The sequence below is a fragment of the Streptomyces sp. NRRL F-5126 genome (genome assembly GCF_000721265.1).
Lineage (GTDB): Bacteria > Actinomycetota > Actinomycetes > Streptomycetales > Streptomycetaceae > Streptomyces.
This window is the reverse complement of record NZ_JOFZ01000066.1, coordinates 1-512: the sequence shown is the minus strand read 5'-3', so window position 1 is coordinate 512 and position 512 is coordinate 1. Positions and strand designations below refer to the sequence as shown.

Below are 512 nucleotides of genomic sequence, written 5' to 3'. Positions count from 1 at the left end.
GTTCAGCACGCCGAGGCCGCCGAGCTCGCCGATGCGGATCGCGGTGGCCGGGGAGACGACCGAGTCCATGGGAGCGGCCAGGAACGGCAGCTCGAACCGGTAGGCGTCGATCTGCCAGGCGATCGAGACCTCCTTTGGGTCCCGCGTACGGCGGCTGGGGACGACGGCGATGTCGTCGAAGGCGTACGCCCGGCGGCCGCGCTTGCCGCGCCCGATCTCGATCTCAGTCACGTCTGTGGCCTTTCCCTGATGCGTTGCAGCGCCTTCCAGTATCCCCGACGGGTACGACAGCGCCCCCGCGCAGGTACGCGGAAGGGCGGTCCCGGGGTTCCGGGACCGCCCTTTTCGTGCCTCACGCGCGCGTGGAGCACGTCCGCACGCGCGCGTGGAACGCGTTCACGGCCTCACTTGCGGCTGTAGTTGGGCGCCTCGACCGTCATCTGGATGTCGTGCGGATGGGACTCCTTCAGGCCCGCCGAGGTGATCCGGACGAACTTGCCGTGGGTCTGGAG

At 69.5% G+C, this 512-nt stretch carries 1 protein-coding gene; it reads right to left on the bottom strand.

The window, feature by feature from the left end; genetic code table 11:
* Positions 1-231 (bottom strand): IMP dehydrogenase (locus tag IH48_RS0132325; protein WP_030912963.1); only part of this gene is annotated, 231 nt, incomplete at its 3' end.
* Positions 232-512 lie beyond the last annotated feature (281 nt).